This window comes from Citrobacter meridianamericanus (genome assembly GCF_041320245.1).
Lineage (GTDB): Bacteria > Pseudomonadota > Gammaproteobacteria > Enterobacterales > Enterobacteriaceae > Citrobacter > Citrobacter meridianamericanus.
This window is the reverse complement of record NZ_CP101036.1, coordinates 1055233-1072831: the sequence shown is the minus strand read 5'-3', so window position 1 is coordinate 1072831 and position 17599 is coordinate 1055233. Positions and strand designations below refer to the sequence as shown.

Sequence of the window (17599 nt, the reverse complement as noted above, 5' to 3'; positions counted from 1 at the left end):
TTTTAGATATCACATAAAACGATAAAATTGCCACCATTCCGTTATCCAGGCATCAAAGAAGGTTTTAGGTTATGCAACACGATACAGTCCAACGTCGCTCGTTAATGGAGCGCATTTTTCATGCCGTCTGCTTTGAAGGCATTGCCACCGCGATCCTCGCACCAACCACCGCATGGTTGATGCAGCGCTCGGTGCTGGAAATGGGCGGACTGACCATTATTCTCGCTACCACGGCGATGATCTGGAATATCATTTATAACGCTCTGTTTGACCGCTTATGGCCGTCACATCTGGTGAAACGTACGGCGAAAGTACGGGCATTCCACGCCTTAGGTTTTGAGAGTGGTTTTATTGTGATCGGGGTGAGCATCGTGGCGTATGTGCTGAACGTCAGCCTGCTTCAGGCATTCACGCTGGAAATAGGTTTCTTCCTGTTCTTCCTGCCATACACCATGTTTTATAACTGGGCATATGACACGTTACGCGAGCGCGTTATGAAGCGCCGCCAGCAGCGCGTTACTGCCTGATAACTCAAACAATAGTCGGAATCTTCTTGGTTCCGGCTATTCATCCAATCCCCCTCCAGCTTGTTCACACCTCCCCCAGCCCCTGCCATTTGTGGTAAATTGCGCTTCTTTTTGTTTATTTTATAGTTGATACGTTCAAATAATGTCGAAATTTTGGTCAAAAGAAGAGACTCTTTGGAGCTTCGCACTATATGGGACTGCCGTTGGCGCAGGAACCCTCTTCCTTCCCATACAGCTGGGTTCTGCAGGCGCGGTGGTGTTGTTTATCACCGCACTCGTCGCCTGGCCTTTAACCTACTGGCCGCATAAGGCGCTGTGCCAGTTTATCCTGTCGTCAAAAACCTCTGCAGGTGAAGGGATCACCGGCGCAGTCACCCATTACTACGGTAAGAAGATCGGCAGTCTGATCACCACCCTCTATTTTATTGCCTTCTTTGTGGTGGTACTGATCTACGCCGTGGCGATAACCAATTCACTCACCGAACAGCTGGCAAAACATTTCGAGATAGATCTTCGCGTGCGTATGCTGGTCAGTTTGGGCGTGGTACTGGTGCTGAATTTAATTTTTCTGATGGGTCGACAAGCTACCATCCGGGTGATGGGCTTTTTGGTGTTTCCGCTCATCGCATACTTTTTATTCCTTTCGCTCTACCTGACCGGAAGCTGGCAGCCAACGCTACTCACCGGCCAGATGTCTTTCGATCGGCACACGCTTCATCAGGTTTGGATATCTATTCCCGTGATGGTTTTCGCTTTTAGCCATACGCCAATTATCTCTACGTTCGCCATCGACCGTCGTGAGAAATACGGCGAGCAGGCCATGGGTAAATGCAAAAAAATCATGAAGGTAGCCTACGTCATCATCTGCCTGAGCGTACTGTTTTTCGTTTTCAGCTGTTTGCTTTCGATTCCGACAAACTATATCGAGGATGCAAAAAATGAAGGCGTGACCATTCTGTCAGCGCTTTCGATGATGCCAAACGCGCCGGCCTGGCTGTCGATTTCCGGGATCGTTGTCGCCGTTGTGGCGATGTCAAAATCGTTCCTCGGCACCTACTTTGGCGTGATTGAAGGGGCAACGGAAGTGGTAAAAACGTCGTTGCATCAGGTGGGAGTGAAGAAAAGCCGGGCTTTTAACCGCGCCCTGTCCATTATGTTGGTTTCGGCCATTACGTTTATCATCTGCTGCATTAACCCTAATGCTATTTCAATGATTTACGCGATAAGTGGACCGCTGATCGCCATGATTCTGTTTATCATGCCGACATTATCTACCTATCTAATCCCGGCGCTGAAACCGTACCGTTCAGTGGGTAACCTGGTCACGTTGATTGTCGGTCTGCTGTGTGTATCTGTGATGTTTTTTGGCTAGAACGTGTTGTTTAACGGTTCATTCCTCGGTAAGTGGATGAGCCGTTAAACTGATTTATTTGATGTACGAATCCAGTACCTTCAGAACTACATCTAAATCTTCTTCACGCTTAATTTCATCGCCCTGATGAACAATGTGCTCGGTCAGATGCCCCTTAATCACTTCGCGCATTAATCCGTTTACCGCCCCGCGAATTGCCGCTATCTGCTGCAATACTGCCGCGCATTCATGCGGTTCATCCAACATGGTTTTCAATGCCGCCACCTGCCCCTGAATCTTACTGGTTCGGGCTTTCAGCTTTTGTTTGTCCCGGATCGTATGTGACATAGCAATACCTTTTTAACGTCTGACTACAGCGACAATATCATTGTCGTTCTACTGGGGGGTAGTATTTGATACTGGGGGGGAGTAGAATCAGGCGAAATTAAACAACTAAGAATCATTCTCATGAGTGAATTTTCTACGCTTCTTCAGCAAGGCAACGCCTGGTTTTTCATTCCCAGTGCGATCTTATTGGGTGTGTTACACGGCCTTGAACCGGGGCATTCCAAAACGATGATGGCGGCCTTTATTATCGCCATTAAGGGAACCATCAAACAGGCGGTGATGCTGGGACTGGCGGCAACGCTGTCGCATACCGCTGTGGTATGGTTGATTGCACTCGGCGGGATGTATATCAGCAAAGCGTTTACTGCCCAGACCGTCGAGCCCTGGCTGCAGTTTATCTCGGCAATTATTATTCTTGGTACCGCGTTCTGGATGTTCTGGCGAACCTGGCAGGGAGAGCAGAACTGGCTGGCCCAGACGCATCACGACCACGATCACGGGCATCACCACCACCATGATCATGACGACCATCACCACCATCATGACCACGATGACGATCATCACCATCATCATGACCACGATCATAACCATGCCGCGTTAGCAGGGCTGAGCGAGGGTTCGAAAGCGTATCAGGACGCCCACGAACGGGCGCATGCCACCGATATTCAGCGCCGCTTTGCGGGCAAAGAGGTCACCAACGGCCAAATATTATTGTTCGGTCTGACCGGTGGGCTGATCCCGTGCCCTGCTGCCATTACGGTGCTGCTGATATGCATCCAGCTCAAAGCCTTCACGCTGGGTGCCACCATGGTGCTGTGCTTCAGCCTCGGGCTGGCGATAACGCTGGTAACGGTGGGCGTGGCCGCGGCAATCAGCGTGCAACAGGCGGCCAAACGCTGGAACGGGTTTAACACACTGGCGCGTAAAGCGCCCTATTTTTCCAGCGCACTCATCGCGATGGTCGGCGTATATATGGGGGTTCACGGCTATCTGGGGATCGTCGGTTAACGGTAAGAGCGCGCAGCAGCGATTGCCGCTGCGCGGAAAACCAAACTAGCTTGCGACATTCCCCCGCACCAGTTGCCCTTTATGGAAGGTCGCGGTACGTGGAGAGATTCGCGCGACCGCTTCCGCTGAGCAGGAGGCATCCACCAGCACAAAGCTGGCTTCATCCTGCGCTTTCGGCCAGACGCGCTCACCTTTATCGTTAAGCGGCAGCACATCGCCGGTTGCAAGGAACAGCGCCCGCGACAGATTGAGTTCGTTCGGGCGAATATAGAGCTGCGCGTACAGATTCGCCTTTTCCAGCATATCCCCCAGGCCGTACGGCGACCAGTGGTCAATCACGCTGTCGGTCCCGGTAATCACTTCCACGCCTTTGTCGCGCAGCTGTTTTAGCGGCATGTGCATCGTGCCAATCGGCACCGTCGAAGCAATGGTAATCTGCTGCGCCGCCATGCGGGTTGCGAGTTCATCCACCTGCTGTTCGTTCAGCGTAGACAGCGCAAACGCATGGCTGATGGTCAGCTTGCCTTTCAGTTGCGGGGTTTTCTCAACCGTTTCCACCATGTAATTCACCGCCGCTACGCCTGCCGGACTGGTTTCATGCAGATGGATATCCACGCCTTTGTTGTAATCGAGCGCTATCTGGAACATGGTATCGAGTGATTTTTCCATCGCCCCATCCACGCTGGTTGGGTCCAGACCACCGACATAATGCGCCCCCGCCTGCATCGCTTCGCGCATCAGTGGTTCAGATTTTGATAACAGCAGGCCATGTTGTGGAAACGCCACGATTTCGCAGGCAAAACCCGACTGGCGACGCGCCAGCACCGCCTGCAGGTTTTCCAGGTTTTTCAGCCCGGAAACCGGTTCGATATTGCAATGGCTGCGGGCGATCGAGGTGCCTTTGGATTGCAGCAGATCGATGAGCTTTTCCGCGCGCTCCTGGGTATAAGGCTGGAGTTCAGGCAGCAGCTTTTGTTCCAGACGAATCATATCCTGAATGGTGGTGCCCGCCGGGCGGTTCAGTGAACGCCACGGACCGCCGTAAAAGGTTTTATCCAGATGGATGTGCATGTCGCGCATGGCGGGCAACATCAGCTTTCCACCTGCATCGTAGTGCGGCAGCGTCGTATCCGGATGCTGCTTATTCTCGCGCAGCGCAACAATTTTCCCGTCCTGGACTTCAACAGTTTGCAGCGCGGTACGGGTATGCACCACCACCGAGTTTTCGTAATCAAACCCCACTTCCAGCAGGACGTTATCAAGGTAATAGTGCTTATCATTAATCGTCATTGTGCTCTTCGCCCCGCAGGTGTTCCCGACAGGATTAGCAGCATACGCGACCGGGGCCACTGCGCCAAACAGCGCGGCAGCGGTCACCATTTTTCCGCTCTGACTTAAAAATTCACGACGGCTGTTACTTTCCTTCATTCGCATCTCCTCTCAGGAATGGACAATATGGGTGCCCGTTTCACCGCGCAGTGCGGCGGGCAGGCATTCCGGCGTGGTGATGATCACCCGCTTACCGCCACGCGCCAGGAACGTCAGGCTGGCAACGATCTTGGGTAACATGCTGCCCGGCGGGAAATGCCCTTCCTGCATATAACGCGTCATCGTGGCGACATCCACCGTATCCAGCGCCTGCTGATTGGGTTTGCCAAAATGAATACAGACCTGCTCGACGCCGGTGGTGATCACCAGAATGTCGGCGCGAATCTCCTGCGCCAGCAGCGCCGTGGAGAGATCTTTATCAATCACTGCGTCCACGCTCTGGTAATCCCCCTGATCGCTACGAACCACCGGGATCCCGCCACCGCCCGCGCCAATCACCACAAAGCCTTGCTGTGTCAGCGTTTTGATCGCCTCTGCTTCAACAATACGTTTTGGTTCAGGGGAGGCCACAACCCGGCGGTAGCCGCGCCCCGAATCCTCCACAAAATGCCAGCCCGGGTTGACTCGCAGCAGCTCGTCACGCTGCGCTTCATTGAAGAACGCCCCGATTGGCTTGGTCGGGTTAGCAAAGCCCGGATCGTTTTTGTCGACCTCCACCTGCGTGACCACCGTGACCGCCTTTTGCTCGCCGCGTCGTGCCAGACGGTTGTTCAGCGCCTGTTGGATCAAATAGCCGATGCCGCCCTGCGTATCGGCGACGCAGTTTGCCAGTGGGGTAAGCGGCAGTCCTTCACGTTCGTGCGCGATTTCCGCACGCCGGAGATCCAGCCCTACCTGCGGCCCGTTACCGTGTGTCAGCACAATGTTGTAGTCCGATGCCAGCATCTCCAGCACCGTATCCGCCACTGCCTTCACCGCCTCAGCCTGGTGCTCAATCGACTGGCTGGCGTTATCTTTGATAATGCTGTTGCCGCCAATGGCAACGACCACAAGTTCTTTCATAGTGTTATCTTCCGCTTACAGGCGATTCAGGTCGTTTTTGACGGTTCCTGCTCAGGCGCAGTCACCGCTTCACGGCTATCAAGAACATGCTTGAGGACAAACATGCCGCTCATCATCAGGTAGGCCACAACAAACATCATCGAGCTGCCTTCAGCAAAGCCAACCGCCGGGGAGTGGATCACGCCAAACAGCGATAACAGTGCCCCAAAGGCTGCGGCGATCGACCCGCGTAACGGCTTATTCATAATGGCGAAGATAGCGACGCAGCCCCACAGCATACTGGCCAGCGGCGCGCCGCTACCCAGATGCACCAGTCCGTCGTAATAGACACCTTTGCTGTGCAGCAGATCGCTCCCCAGTTTCCCCGCAGATGTTCCGGCAGCGCCCATCACGCTGTTGACGATGGTTAGCGCCCAGTTAGCGATCCACGGGAACAGGCAGATGAAGATCACGGGAACCTCGACTTTGGGCGTTTCTCGCACCACCTGATTGGCGGTCACTACGCCGATAAACACCAGAATCGGCACGATCGCGGTCATCGGAATAATGGCGAGCATAAACGCGCCAAGGCCAAACAGCGGCACCAGGAACATGGTGATACCAGATGCCAAGGTATAGCCGATGCTGGCGCCCATCGCTTTCCAGCCCGCATGCCCAACATACACGGTCACCGGGAACGGGTTGCCCAGCATGCAGCCAAGCATGGAGGCGAAACCGTTCGCCATCATCACCTTGCGGGTGTTGTACTCATCACCTGCCGCATGTGCGCTTTCAATGTTCTCGAGGTCAAAAATGTAGTTCGCCAGACCCAAAGGGACCGCAGAGGCCAGATACGGCAGCGCGTGCGGCAAACCTTGCAGGAAGCTGTCGACATGAATTTCCGGCGGGTTGAAGCCAAAGGAAGACATCGAGGATTTAATCGCTTCCGGGCTTTGCAAACCGGAGATCCACGCCAGGGCCGTACCGGCAATTAGCAGCAGTAAGCCGGTAGGAATGCGGGCAAAAATCGGCTTCTTACCGAACCAGTTAATGAAGATCAGTAACAAGACGATGAAAGAGACGGTCGGCGCTTCAAATGCCTGCAGCATCGGGTTCATCGCCAGTAGCAGCAATCCCAGGCCGGACAGACAAGAAAGCAGTACCGTACGCGGGATCATCTTGCGGATGGTCTCGCCCAGGAAGGAGCCGCCCACCAGGATCAACGCTTCGACAAAACACCACACCAGCGCGATTTGGATCGCGAAGTTGGCATCTTTGGTTTGCTGATAAACCGGCATCAGTACCAGGAAGGTGACGGTAAAGATTGACGGTGCGCTCGGTCCGGACGGCAGTGCCGTCACGTCATTACGCCCTGTGTGCTTTGCCATCTGCAGGCCAAACCAGGCATAGCAGACACTGGCCACCAGTACCGCCAGACCAAAGGCAGGCGCAATGCGCCCATACACAATTTCGGTAGGGATCCCGACGACAAAAATGAGCAGCCCCATCATTGTCAGCAGGTTAGTCAGGTTGTTGGTCATCAGCCCGAAGTAAGCCGCCCAGTCACCACGTTTCCATTCTAGTTTTATGCTGTTCATGGAATATCCTTCACAGGTTAAGCATCGTTTGCGATCTCAGGGATCGCCCAGCCCTGCAGGTAAGCAACGTTTTGCGCTTTGCTACTGTGGGGCTAACGCCGTTAGCCCCGATTGTTGTTATTAGCAGTAGCGGTCACGCCAGTTGAGGATCGCCTTTTCAAAACAGGCGAACGGCGGGTGGACTATTCCGGCGCCGATCATGCCGATCCCTGCGTCTTTGTGCGCAATTGCGGTGTTAATCACCGGCAAAATACCGGTGCTGCCTACGCGTGTAATATCTATCGCGGTCGGTACCCCCATAAAACCCAGCAGCGGAATCGTGACGTTGGGGTTTTCACCGAGGGTGATTTCGCGCATCTGGCGAGAGAAATCGACCGCCTCTTCGACCGTTCCCCCCACCAGCGCCACGATAGCCGGTGCCGTCGCCATGGCAAAACCGCCAATGCCGTAGGTTTCGGTAATCGCGCTATCGCCGATATCACGACCGGAATCTTCCGGCTTATAGCCCGCAAACATCGGACCTATCACCTGTTGCGCCGGACCGGTAAACCATTGCCCCGGCAACCCGCTGACGCGCAGACCGAACTCAACGCCGTTACGCGCCATCGTCGTCACCACGGTGCTGTATTCAATACCGTGGGCGGCGTCCATTGCCGCTTTACACATTGCCATCCAGGTCGGCCCGGAGAAGTAATCGCTGCTAAGGACGAATTCGAACACCTCACGCTGCTGCTCAACCGGATAACCGGTCTGAATAATCCACGGTGTCAGCGCCTGAATCAGCAGCGCCGTCCCGGCGTTGTTGCGGTTATGACACTCATCGCCCATGTGCAGCGCCTGTGCCAACATCAGGCGCAGATCGATTTCTCCCGCCAGCTTCATGGCATCGCGCAACATCGGTCCCATCACATCACGCATCCAGTTCAGACGATCGATAACGCTCTGATCGTTCGCTCCCATGCGCAGGATCTTCGCCATCTGCTCGCTCATATTGGTATATGCGCGGTTGCCGTAGGTTTTGTTCTCTACGATGTGCATAAACATCGACGCCGACGTCACACCCGCCATAGAACCAACGCAGTCATGCTCGTGGCATGGAGAGAAGATAATTTCGCCGGAGGCGGCAAGCTCGGCGGCTTCATCCAGATCTTTCGCCAGGCCTTCAAACACCAACGCCCCGGTTACCGCGCCCTTCATTGCGCCGCACATTTTTTCCCAGCGGATCGGCGGTCCGGCGTGCAGGATGGTGTTGCGGGTCATCCCCGGCACGACATTGATTGCCTGGTCATAGCCAATAAGCACCGGATGCGACTGGATAATACGTTCCAGCGCCTGCTGGTTAGCGGCAGCGATTTTGTCTGCCAGCGGCGAATCGGCAATCTCGTCCAGGGCGGCCACTACCTGCATGTTGCCCTGCCCCGGCGGTGTCCAGTCGAGCTGAGTCACGGGTACGTTCTGCTTTTTCAGGTCATCGCTGAACATCGCGATGCCGACATTAATCACATTCAGCGGCTGGTTAAACAGTGTCTGGCTCATCAGGCTTCCTCCCCTTTACAGATAAATTCACGCGCCAGCAATCCGGTGTTGGTGCTACTGCTCGCCCAGATGACGCCAGCATCGGTCAGCATCTGGCACTGTTTTTCCAGTGACGGCGTATCGAGGGAGGTGCCCAACACGTAGCCGAGGATCTCCAGCGGACGGTCGTCTGCGGCAGCGATCGCTTTGGCTTCAACGATCGCGTCGAGCATCACACCGACCGGATCTTCATGCGCTCCAAATCCAAGCACGAAGTCCATCACGATCACGCCGACTTCAGGATCGCGCGCTTCCTGCAACAGACGACTAATGCGGTTGGTGGGATCGATCATCGGGTGCGGTTTACCGTTGGTGAAATCATCATCACCGAAATCGAGGAAGGTATGCCCGACGCTGCGGTTGAGATCTTGCAGGCGGAACGCCGGATCCGGATGAATGTTGCTGTAAACTTCCGCGTGTTTTTCCATGGCGGCAAACATCGCCTCATCGCACAGCGTGCCACCGCAGAACAAGCCGCGAATATACTTTTGCTGCGGGGTCAGACGGGCGCGGACCTCTTCAATCAGCGGCCAGTTGAGCGGATGTAGATCCAAACTCTCTTTTTTAACGCCGGTCAGCAGCACCGCTTTCAGCGCCGCTTCTTTGGTGCCGCGTGCAAACAGCAGGCCTTTTTCATCCGCAGGAGCGGCTTCACGCCCAAGGAAACACACCACAACGGGCTTATGGCAAGCGCGCGCGCGTTCCAGCACCTTGCGCGCCACCGCTGGCGCAGGCGGTTTGGAGATCAGCGCAATGATCTCCGTTTGCGGATCAGCCTCCAGCATGCCAATCGCGTCAAGCATCATCAGGCCGCCAATCTTTTCACTCAGATCGCGTCCACCGGTACCAATCAGTTGGGAAATCCCGCCGCCAAACTCGTGAATGCGTACGCTCAGTTCCTGACTTCCGGTACCAGACGCACCGACAATTCCGATGTTGCCGCGACGCACCGCGTTGCCAAAACACAACGCCGCGCCGTTAATAATGGCGGTTCCGCAGTCTGGCCCCATCATCAACAGCCCTTTTTCATGCGCCAGCTGCTTGAGTGCCAGCTCGTCCTCAAGAGAGACGTTGTCAGAGAACAGCATCACGTTGAGGTTATTTTGCAGCGCCTGACGCGCTTCACGCGCAGCAAACAGTCCATTGACCGAGATCACCGCCAGGTTGCTGTCAGGAACATGTTTCTTCGCGCTGGCGAGCGTGGCATAGCGCGCTTCATGCTGGCCGCCCTGCTCTTTATGCGTAAACAGTTCTTCAATCGCCACCAGCGTCTGGTCGTTCGCCGCTTCGCTGGCACCTTTAATGACAATCATCAGATCGCCACTTTTCGCCTCTTCCAGCTCAGGCGTGAGCAAGCCAAGATTCTTCAGCACGCCCTTATTCATTTCTGTCGCCATAGCTACGAACGCCTGCTCAACGCCATCGAGCTTATTTGCGCGTGTAGAGATAGACATCAGTGAGACAGAATCAAAATACGTATTCTTTTTAACAACTATCCTGATCGACATAATTCCCTCCGGACCTGTAGCTCAGGGCACAGGCATCCGCCATGCCATACAGCATGTCGCAGCCAGAACTTGAGCCAATATTTTTAATGTCAATAATATATTGTGTAGAAACGGGGTGTTGCTCAGTAATAATATGTTTTACCAGCCGCCCAACGCTTTCCCGAAAACGTTGATGAAAAGCTTCCTGCAGCGTTATTTTGCTGAGTAGCGTCGTATTATTTCCGGCACATTGTAAGGCCGCTAAAAAATCTTCACGATATTTCCTCAGCGGATGTCCAGGAATAAATAGAATAGTGCTTAAGCCCACTAAATAATCATCAGATGAAGGCGTCAGACCAATCCCCAGACCAATTAAATAACTGACCGCTGTAGAGATATTTTCTCCTGTATGCAACGCCGTCAGTAATCTTTGTCGGCGATTGAGTAATTGACGGGTGATTTCCTGATAAAACGGGTTATCACCCTGGTACAGAAATAATGTGTCGTCGCTTGTTAGCTGTTGGCGGATAACCCCTTCCCAGCGCTGCCAGTAGACTGCAGCGAGGCTTACTGTATCTGGCGTCCACCGTGGTATGCGCCACCGCAGACAACCGGAGGTTTCTATCCATTTATCGTTGCCAACGGCTATCCCCGACTCGGAAAAACTGACCCATTCACCAGAGTGAAACAGGTCTTCACAATGCGTCAGCGCCAGCCGACAGCTGTTAGGCGCGTTATCACAATCTTCACTCAGTAACGTCAGCAGTTGCTGCTGTTCAGGTATTAACAGGTTTACTGCGCGGGAAAAAACCTGTTCAACCCGTGCGATTCCCCGGAAAGCGAGAAACGCGCCGTCTGCGGTTAACGCCCGTACACATCGCCGTGATGGCGTAGCGATAGTGGCGCTCCTCGGTCAGGCTCCGGCCGCAATCAGCAGCTCGGCAATTTCGTGGTAACCTTTCTCCCGCGCCAATTCCAGCGGGGATTTACCGTATTTATCCGTCATGTGCGGATTCGCACCATGGTCGAGCAGCAGCTTGACGATCTCCTGCTGCTTCGCACCGCCATCATTCAGCACGATGGCTTCCAGCAGCGGCGTCCAGCCGACAAAGTTGGTGTGATTAACATTGATGTCGGTCCGCAGCAGCAGTTCACGCACGATGTCCACATGGCCTTTTTCACTGGCAGGCGTAATACCCACACCGCCAAAACGGCTCAGGCAATTAAGATCGGGGTTAGCCGGTAATACCAAACGCAGTAGCGTTAAGTCATTCGTCAGGCAGCTAATCAAGAATGGATTAAAGCAGGTTTGATCTTGTTTATTAATATCAGCACCTGCGGCAATCAATAAAGAAACACAGTCGTAATGTTTATTCAGACTGGCGATAATTATGGCGGTACGCCCCTGGCGGTTAGTGGCATTAATATCCACATTTTTTGCCAGACAGGATTTTAATCCCTGTGCATTGCCCTGCTCTGCCGCCAGCAAAAATTCAGTAATGAGTTCTTTCTCTGACATAGTCCCTCTCCTGCAGTTTTTAAGGCTTTTAAAATTTCGATAAGCTGAGAATAGCAACAGAGTGATAAGAATAATATCCGCTTAAATTTCATTCATCGTTAGCGAGGCGATTGTTGAACACAATTTAATAATGAGAGTAAAACGTGCTGTAGTGCAATCTTTCCCTTATGGCTGACGTTCTTTTACGCGCTAATCAGTCATCCAGGTTAAAAAGCGGCATGCTGCGCAGATAGCGGCCTACAACTAAAGGACAGAAGTGTGATTGCCTTCAAATCAAATGTAAAACTGGTGTTAAATTCTGTTCAAAACTGATTGCTCTGTATAAGGATTACAAATACATTCAACAATCATCGTATGGGGGCGGTAGCCTTGAGGCCTGGGAGGAGAGAGGATGAATTCAATTTTTACCGAGGAGAACCTGCTGGCGTTCACCATGGCGGCGCGCTACAGCAGTTTCAGCAAGGCCGCTGAGGAGCTGGGTTTAACCACCTCCGCCATTAGCTACACCATCAAGCGAATGGAGACAGGGCTGGACGTGGTACTGTTTACCCGCAGTACTCGCAGCATTGAGCTGACCGAGTCCGGGCGCTACTTGTTCCGTAAGGCGACAGATCTGCTGAACGATTTCCACGCCATCAAGCGCAGCATTGATACCATCGCCCAGGGCATCGAGGCTCGGGTGCGCATCTGCATTAACCAGTTGCTCTACACCCCGCAGCATACCGCACGGCTGCTGCAGGTACTTAAGAAACAGTTTCCAACCTGCCAGATAACCGTCACCACCGAGGTGTATAACGGCGTCTGGGATTCGATCATCAACAACCTCGCCAACATCGCCATCGGTGCGCCCGATACGTTACTGGACGGCGGAGGGATTGATTACACCGAGATCGGCGCAATCCGTTGGTCGTTTGCGATCGCACCGGATCATCCGCTGGCCTTTATGCCTGAACCCATCTCTGAGAGCCAGCTGCGCCTGTACCCGAACATCATGGTGGAAGACACCGCGCACACCATTAACAAAAAGGTCGGCTGGCTGTTACACGGACAGGAGTCGATCCTGGTTCCCGATTTTAATACCAAATGCCAGTGCCAGATTCTGGGTGAGGGTATCGGTTTTCTGCCGGACTATATGGTGCGCGAGGCGATGGAAAAGTCGTTGCTGGTCACGCGGCAGATCCACAACCCGCGTCAGGACTCACGGATGCTGCTGGCGACCCAGCATTCGGCAACCGGTCGAGTGACTCAGTGGATTAAAAAGGAATTTGGCCCAAGCGGAGTGCTGACGGGAATTTATCAGGATTTGCTACATCGGGAGTGATGCGCCGGATGGGGGATGCGTTCCGGCGCTCGTGTGATAATCAAGCGCGAATATCGTCGTACTCGCGGGTCTTATCAAACTCATGTTTGGCAAACGGGCACAGCGGAATCACTTTGCGGTTTTCAGCGCGCATTTTCTCCACCACTTTCGCCACCAGCAGTTTGCCGACCCCCTGACCTTTAAGGCTGGGATCGACATCGGTATGCTCAATGATGCTCAAATGCTCACCTGTCGGCACAAAGACAATCTCGGCGACCTGATTGCCCTCAGCATCATTCACATAAAACTTATTGTGGCCTGCAAGAATCTCCATGGTTCCCTCACTTATTTCTGGCGATATTTCAGCGCACCGCTCGGGCAGGTATCAATGACCTTAATCACCGTCGCGACATCCACTTCATCCGGGATGATCCACGGTTTACGCTTCAGGTTAAAAAGCTTTGCGCTTCCCCGCACGCAGTTTCCCGAATGCTGACATATCGTCGTATTGAAGTAGACGTCAATCTTCTCGCCGGTATAGGCCCGATAACCTGCACTCAGTAGTTCTTTATCCACGACATTGCCTCACATTTTTTTATTGTCTGGGTCTAATCATAGACCGATGCGAGGCTGAAGGAGGTCGCTGAAAGCAGAAATATCACTCAGATCTTTTCTGCAACGACGGCTCCCGCTCTGGCGGCAAATACTCCAGCATCGCAGGCGTCGGCGGCGGCAGACGGTTATCGGCGATATCCCTGTCCACATCGATATGACTGATCTCACCACTTTCATAATGGTGAACCGTCAGCACTCTCGCCTTGTTCAGTTCTGTCACCAGCTCACGGGTAATGCGTAAACTTTCCGCCAGTTCATGGTCTTCCAGTCCTGGTCTACGGCTGCGGCGTTCCACCCGGAAGCGAAACTGGTTGTACTTCGCCCAGCCAATCAGCACCAGGCCATTCACCAGAGCAACAAGGATATAAAACGTCACCGTATCCAGCGTGGTGAAAAAGGGTCGTACGCCCATATAGGGCGAGTGCGTCAGCGCCGTGATCAGCCCTTTATAAATCAGGTAAATAAACCCAATCCAGGCAACCAGCGTCAACAGCACGTCGATCGCCCTTGGCAGAAAACGCTGTTCGGTAAAGATCAGTGGCTGATTCATGACTCGATCCTCCCAATGCCACGGTCAGGACTCACCCAGCGCGCCCTGCCGCGTTTGCGTTTGAGCATCACTTTCGGAAACGCCACCAGCGTGGTGAAAAGACTTAGCATCCAGTACACCACCGGGAACCAGATAATCCAGAACAACGAGGCGCCAATGCCTTTTTCATAGCGTCGTTCGATGATCAGACTTACCGCAAACTGTATTAAGCAGACCACGCCAAGGATAAGTCCGGTAAAGGCTGGCGGGAACAGATGCTGCACGTACAGTGAGTCCGGCATCGGGATCATCAACCCTAGCAGGAACAGCACGATACTGATCGCGTAAGCGAACGACCACGCGGTAGAAAAACAGAACTCGAAAAACAACGGCCACATGCGACGAAACTCCCACGACCACAGGCGGCGCATGTTCACGATAAATACCTCCGCGCCGCCTTGCGCCCAACGCAGACGCTGCTTCCATAGTCCTTTTAACGTTTCAGGCATCAGGATCCAGCACAGTGCGCGTGGCTCAAAGAATATCGACCAGTGGCGCAATTGCAGCTTCCAACTGATGTCGATATCTTCGGTGATCATGTCCGGGCTCCAGTAACCGACCTCCGCCAGCGCGCGGCGACGAAACGCCGCCACCACGCCGGAAACGGTAAAGATCTGCCCATAGACTCGCTGCGTACGTTTAATCAAGCCGATAATGGAAGAGAACTCACCGACCTGCACACGGCCAATTAACGTGGAGCGGGTACGAATACGTGGATTCCCGGTCACCGCACCGACGCGCGGGAACTGGATTAGCGGAGCCACAATATAGGCGACGGCATCGCGATCCAGTAATGCATCACCGTCAATACAAACCAGGTAATCACTGCGCGCCGCTGCCGCACCGGTCTTCAACGCCAGCGCTTTACCCTGGTTTTCAGCCAGATGAATCACGCGCAGGCTTGGATATTCCACGGCCAGCTGTTCCAGAACCTCGTATGTATCGTCCGTCGAACCATCGTTGATGGCAATCACTTCAATATTTTTATATCGCTGCGCCATCGCAGCACCAATGGTTTCACGCGCATTAATCCCTTCGTTAAAACAGGGGATTAGAATGGAAACCAGCGGATTCCCTTCCAGGGTCGGTGGCGGTGTATTATCTCCCCATTTCCAGTGACGCTCACGGTAAAACCAGAAATAGGCTCCGCCGCTTATCCACAGTGCAGACATGAACAAGGGCCAGAAGAAGACGAAGTTCAACATCATTTCACCTGTAAAAATGACAGCCACGCCAAACGGCAGGCTGAACATCAGGCAAAGTATCAGGAAAGCAATTATGCGATCGGTCATTTTTGCGGGTACCAGTATGAGGAGAACGTCGAGCGAATCTCTGACATCTCAGGTTTGTCGCTGATGAAATCATCCGGGTAATAGCCGTAGTTACCTGCACCGCTTAATTTCAGCTGGCGCATCCATTCGGCGATTTGTTTTCCGCTGATTTCTGCCTCGTCCCCGGATTTACGCCAGTCTCGTGCCTGCAGTTCAAACACGGTTTTGTCCAGCGCGCCGGGCGTTTGTGCAACAGCATTCACTAATCTGTCGAGCCAGGCGTTGGCATCATTGGCCGGGATTTGCTCCATATATGGCATCGCCATGGGTGCCGTCCAGTCATAGGTATTGAGGAAATCATTCAGGTTCTGCGCAAACCAGGCCTCACTCTCCGGCTCCAGTACCGGCATCGCGTAAATATTGCGCGCAGTTTGCACCTGCGGACCGCGAATATTACGCACCGACTGGGTCAGTTGTTTGGTGAAGTCGATCAGCATCTTACTTTTCAGGCGCGTCCAGCGCTCAAAGGTCTGAGGGTTGCTACGGATTTGCTCAATACTTCCCGGAAGCCCTGCGGCGCGGTAGGCGGCTAACGCCTCCGGTGACGCGTCTTCAAAGTCCGTCAGGAAAGCATCATCGTGGAACAAGATTCCTTTGAAGCTTGCGTGTTTCGCCAGGTCTTCATAGATTTCAGTGATGCGCTGACGCGCTTCGCCGCTCCAGGGTGAAAGGCGGACATAGTTCTCGCGATTGATAGCAGTACGTCCCGTTTTCGGATCCCATGCGGTTACACGTGGAATAGAAGCGTCGAGATCGAAAGCCAGAACCGGCATCCAGGCATATACCGTCACCCCTGCCCGCGTTTGTAATTGCCAGGAAATATAGTTAAACAGGTCGGCGCGCATCGGCAGCCAGCGGTTAGGGAAATAAAGCTCGCGAATATTCCCGTCACCTTTAGGGTCGGCATACGCCTGCAGGAAAACGTGAGAAATGCGCATGTCATAAACGCGCTGGATCAGCTTATCGATGTTGCGCTTCTGCTGGGCCGGGTCTTTGTCATACACGTAATCCAGATCCACATGCATCACACGCATCGTCTGCGGTTCACGCACCTGAGCGACCTGACTTGCAAAGCGCTTTAGAGAGGGATTATCAGAGATCAGCACGCGCGGGATGTCATCAAGAAACGCGGCATTCGCCAACCCTTCGTTGAGCGTGAAGGCCATCTTGTAGCCATGTTCTTTGGTCAGATTTAAGGTTGTGCCACTGGCCGCACCATAAGGCCACACCCACGCGCGCGGCGATTTCCCTGTCACCGATTTAATCTTATTGGTGATCAGTGAAATATCGGTATTAATGCGCCGCGTATACTGCTCATCCGTTTCGTAAGTTCCTGTTTTCTTATCGTAAAGACGATTCGCCACCGCCGGTTCTTTACTCCCCTGCGGGTTGGCATCACCACCGAAATGCGACGCCCAGGTATGCGCACCAATTTCTACCAGCGGCGATTTGCCCATCTCTTCGACCATCTTCCAGGTGGCGAATTTATCGCGCGCGGTCATTAAGCCGCCAAAATCGACTTTTTTATTGGCTGGCGCATCGACCCAACTGCCTACCGGCGCCCAGAGTGCAGGCCAGTTGTAGGCTTTCAGCAGCGGCCAGACTCGGGTATAAAAACTGCTGTATCCGTCATCAAAGGTGAGCAGTACAGCCTTTTCCGGCAGTACGATTTTACCGTCATGGGCGTCCAGGATTTGCTGCACGCTGATCGGGTTATAGCCATTATCACGCAGCCAGGCCATTTGGTCGCTCAATGCGCTGGTGCGCACAGAAAGATAGCGCTGATCCGCTGCGCCATCTTCAACATCGTGATAACCCAGTACCAGGAAGCTATTTTTTGGCCATGGATGATCAGCCGTCAGCGGCGTTCTCTCTGCGGGAGGAACATAACGAGGCGTTGTATTGTGCGCACTACTGCACGCGGTAATCATCAACCAGCCAGCGATTAATGCGCTAAGCCACAGGCATCTTTTCAGCATGA

17 protein-coding genes are annotated in these 17599 nt (G+C 53.6%); 4 read left to right on the top strand and 13 right to left on the bottom strand.

What is annotated here, in order from left to right:
* The first annotated feature begins 71 nt into the window (after positions 1 to 71).
* Together NMD08_RS05195 and NMD08_RS05190 are read left to right on the top strand one after the other, a co-directional pair.
* Positions 72 to 527 (top strand): multidrug/biocide efflux PACE transporter, encoded by a 456-nt coding sequence (locus tag NMD08_RS05195; protein WP_040232158.1) that lies wholly within the window; start codon positions 72 to 74, stop codon positions 525 to 527.
* Between the two features lie 142 nt (positions 528 to 669).
* Positions 670 to 1899 carry an amino acid permease gene (locus NMD08_RS05190; protein WP_210905336.1) on the top strand — a complete coding sequence of 410 codons (1230 nt, stop codon included), beginning with the start codon at positions 670 to 672 and terminating at the stop codon, positions 1897 to 1899.
* A 54-nt stretch (positions 1900 to 1953) separates the two neighbouring features.
* Here NMD08_RS05190 and rcnR read toward each other — a convergent pair whose 3' ends face one another.
* Positions 1954 to 2226 (bottom strand): Ni(II)/Co(II)-binding transcriptional repressor RcnR, encoded by a 273-nt coding sequence (gene rcnR / locus NMD08_RS05185; protein WP_003825567.1) that lies wholly within the window; start codon positions 2224 to 2226, stop codon positions 1954 to 1956.
* A 120-nt stretch (positions 2227 to 2346) separates the two neighbouring features.
* Between rcnR and NMD08_RS05180 the strand changes: the two genes are divergently transcribed.
* The gene (locus tag NMD08_RS05180) at positions 2347 to 3234 is read left to right on the top strand and encodes a nickel/cobalt efflux protein RcnA (RefSeq protein WP_151218298.1); all 888 of its coding nucleotides are present in this window, start codon (positions 2347 to 2349) and stop codon (positions 3232 to 3234) included.
* 45 nt (positions 3235 to 3279) lie between these two features.
* Here NMD08_RS05180 and NMD08_RS05175 read toward each other — a convergent pair whose 3' ends face one another.
* From NMD08_RS05175 to NMD08_RS05145, 7 genes are all read right to left on the bottom strand, one after another.
* Positions 3280 to 4662 carry an amidohydrolase family protein gene (locus tag NMD08_RS05175; protein ID WP_370619676.1) on the bottom strand — a complete coding sequence of 461 codons (1383 nt, stop codon included), beginning with the start codon at positions 4660 to 4662 and terminating at the stop codon, positions 3280 to 3282.
* A gap of 12 nt (positions 4663 to 4674) precedes the next feature.
* Positions 4675 to 5625, bottom strand: a complete 951-nt coding sequence (locus NMD08_RS05170) for a carbamate kinase family protein (protein WP_151218300.1) — start codon at positions 5623 to 5625, stop codon at positions 4675 to 4677.
* Between the two features lie 26 nt (positions 5626 to 5651).
* Positions 5652 to 7202: a xanthine permease gene (locus tag NMD08_RS05165; RefSeq protein ID WP_286538377.1), complete on the bottom strand. Its 1551-nt coding sequence runs from the start codon at positions 7200 to 7202 to the stop codon at positions 5652 to 5654.
* A 120-nt stretch (positions 7203 to 7322) separates the two neighbouring features.
* Complete coding sequence (locus tag NMD08_RS05160; protein ID WP_151218301.1) at positions 7323 to 8738, bottom strand: DUF1116 domain-containing protein; 1416 nt, start codon at positions 8736 to 8738, stop codon at positions 7323 to 7325.
* Positions 8738 to 10285, bottom strand: coding sequence for an acyl-CoA synthetase FdrA (fdrA, locus tag NMD08_RS05155; RefSeq protein WP_151224291.1), 1548 nt, complete (start codon positions 10283 to 10285; stop codon positions 8738 to 8740). Before fdrA ends, NMD08_RS05160 begins: the two co-directional genes overlap by 1 nt.
* The gene (locus tag NMD08_RS05150; protein ID WP_187253159.1) at positions 10263 to 11093 is read right to left on the bottom strand and encodes a DUF2877 domain-containing protein; all 831 of its coding nucleotides are present in this window, start codon (positions 11091 to 11093) and stop codon (positions 10263 to 10265) included. Before NMD08_RS05150 ends, fdrA begins: the two co-directional genes overlap by 23 nt.
* Positions 11094 to 11177: 84 nt before the next feature.
* A complete protein-coding gene (locus NMD08_RS05145) occupies positions 11178 to 11783 on the bottom strand; it encodes an ankyrin repeat domain-containing protein (RefSeq protein WP_151218304.1) in 606 nt (201 codons plus the stop codon).
* Positions 11784 to 12174: 391 nt separating this feature from the next.
* On the opposite strand from NMD08_RS05145, the gene NMD08_RS05140 reads away from it, so the two are divergent.
* On the top strand, positions 12175 to 13104 hold the full coding sequence (locus NMD08_RS05140) for a LysR substrate-binding domain-containing protein (protein ID WP_151218305.1): 930 nt from the start codon (positions 12175 to 12177) through the stop codon (positions 13102 to 13104).
* Positions 13105 to 13144: 40 nt separating this feature from the next.
* On the opposite strand, the gene NMD08_RS05135 is transcribed toward NMD08_RS05140, so the two are convergent.
* The 5 genes from NMD08_RS05135 to pgaB all read right to left on the bottom strand — a co-directional run bounded on the left by NMD08_RS05135 (position 13145) and on the right by pgaB (position 17597).
* Positions 13145 to 13417, bottom strand: a complete 273-nt coding sequence (locus tag NMD08_RS05135) for a GNAT family N-acetyltransferase (protein WP_016157396.1) — start codon at positions 13415 to 13417, stop codon at positions 13145 to 13147.
* Positions 13418 to 13428: 11 nt separating this feature from the next.
* Positions 13429 to 13659 (bottom strand): 4Fe-4S mono-cluster protein YjdI, encoded by a 231-nt coding sequence (gene yjdI / locus NMD08_RS05130; protein WP_151218306.1) that lies wholly within the window; start codon positions 13657 to 13659, stop codon positions 13429 to 13431.
* Positions 13660 to 13741: 82 nt separating this feature from the next.
* Positions 13742 to 14248 carry a poly-beta-1,6-N-acetyl-D-glucosamine biosynthesis protein PgaD gene (gene pgaD, locus NMD08_RS05125; RefSeq protein WP_151224294.1) on the bottom strand — a complete coding sequence of 169 codons (507 nt, stop codon included), beginning with the start codon at positions 14246 to 14248 and terminating at the stop codon, positions 13742 to 13744.
* Positions 14245 to 15579: a poly-beta-1,6-N-acetyl-D-glucosamine synthase gene (gene pgaC / locus NMD08_RS05120; protein ID WP_151218307.1), complete on the bottom strand. Its 1335-nt coding sequence runs from the start codon at positions 15577 to 15579 to the stop codon at positions 14245 to 14247. The genes pgaD and pgaC overlap by 4 nt, the downstream gene beginning before the upstream one ends.
* Entirely contained in the window at positions 15576 to 17597 is a 2022-nt protein-coding gene (pgaB, locus tag NMD08_RS05115) for a poly-beta-1,6-N-acetyl-D-glucosamine N-deacetylase PgaB (protein WP_286538392.1), read from the bottom strand. The genes pgaC and pgaB overlap by 4 nt, the downstream gene beginning before the upstream one ends.
* Between the last annotated feature and the right edge of the window lie 2 nt (positions 17598 to 17599).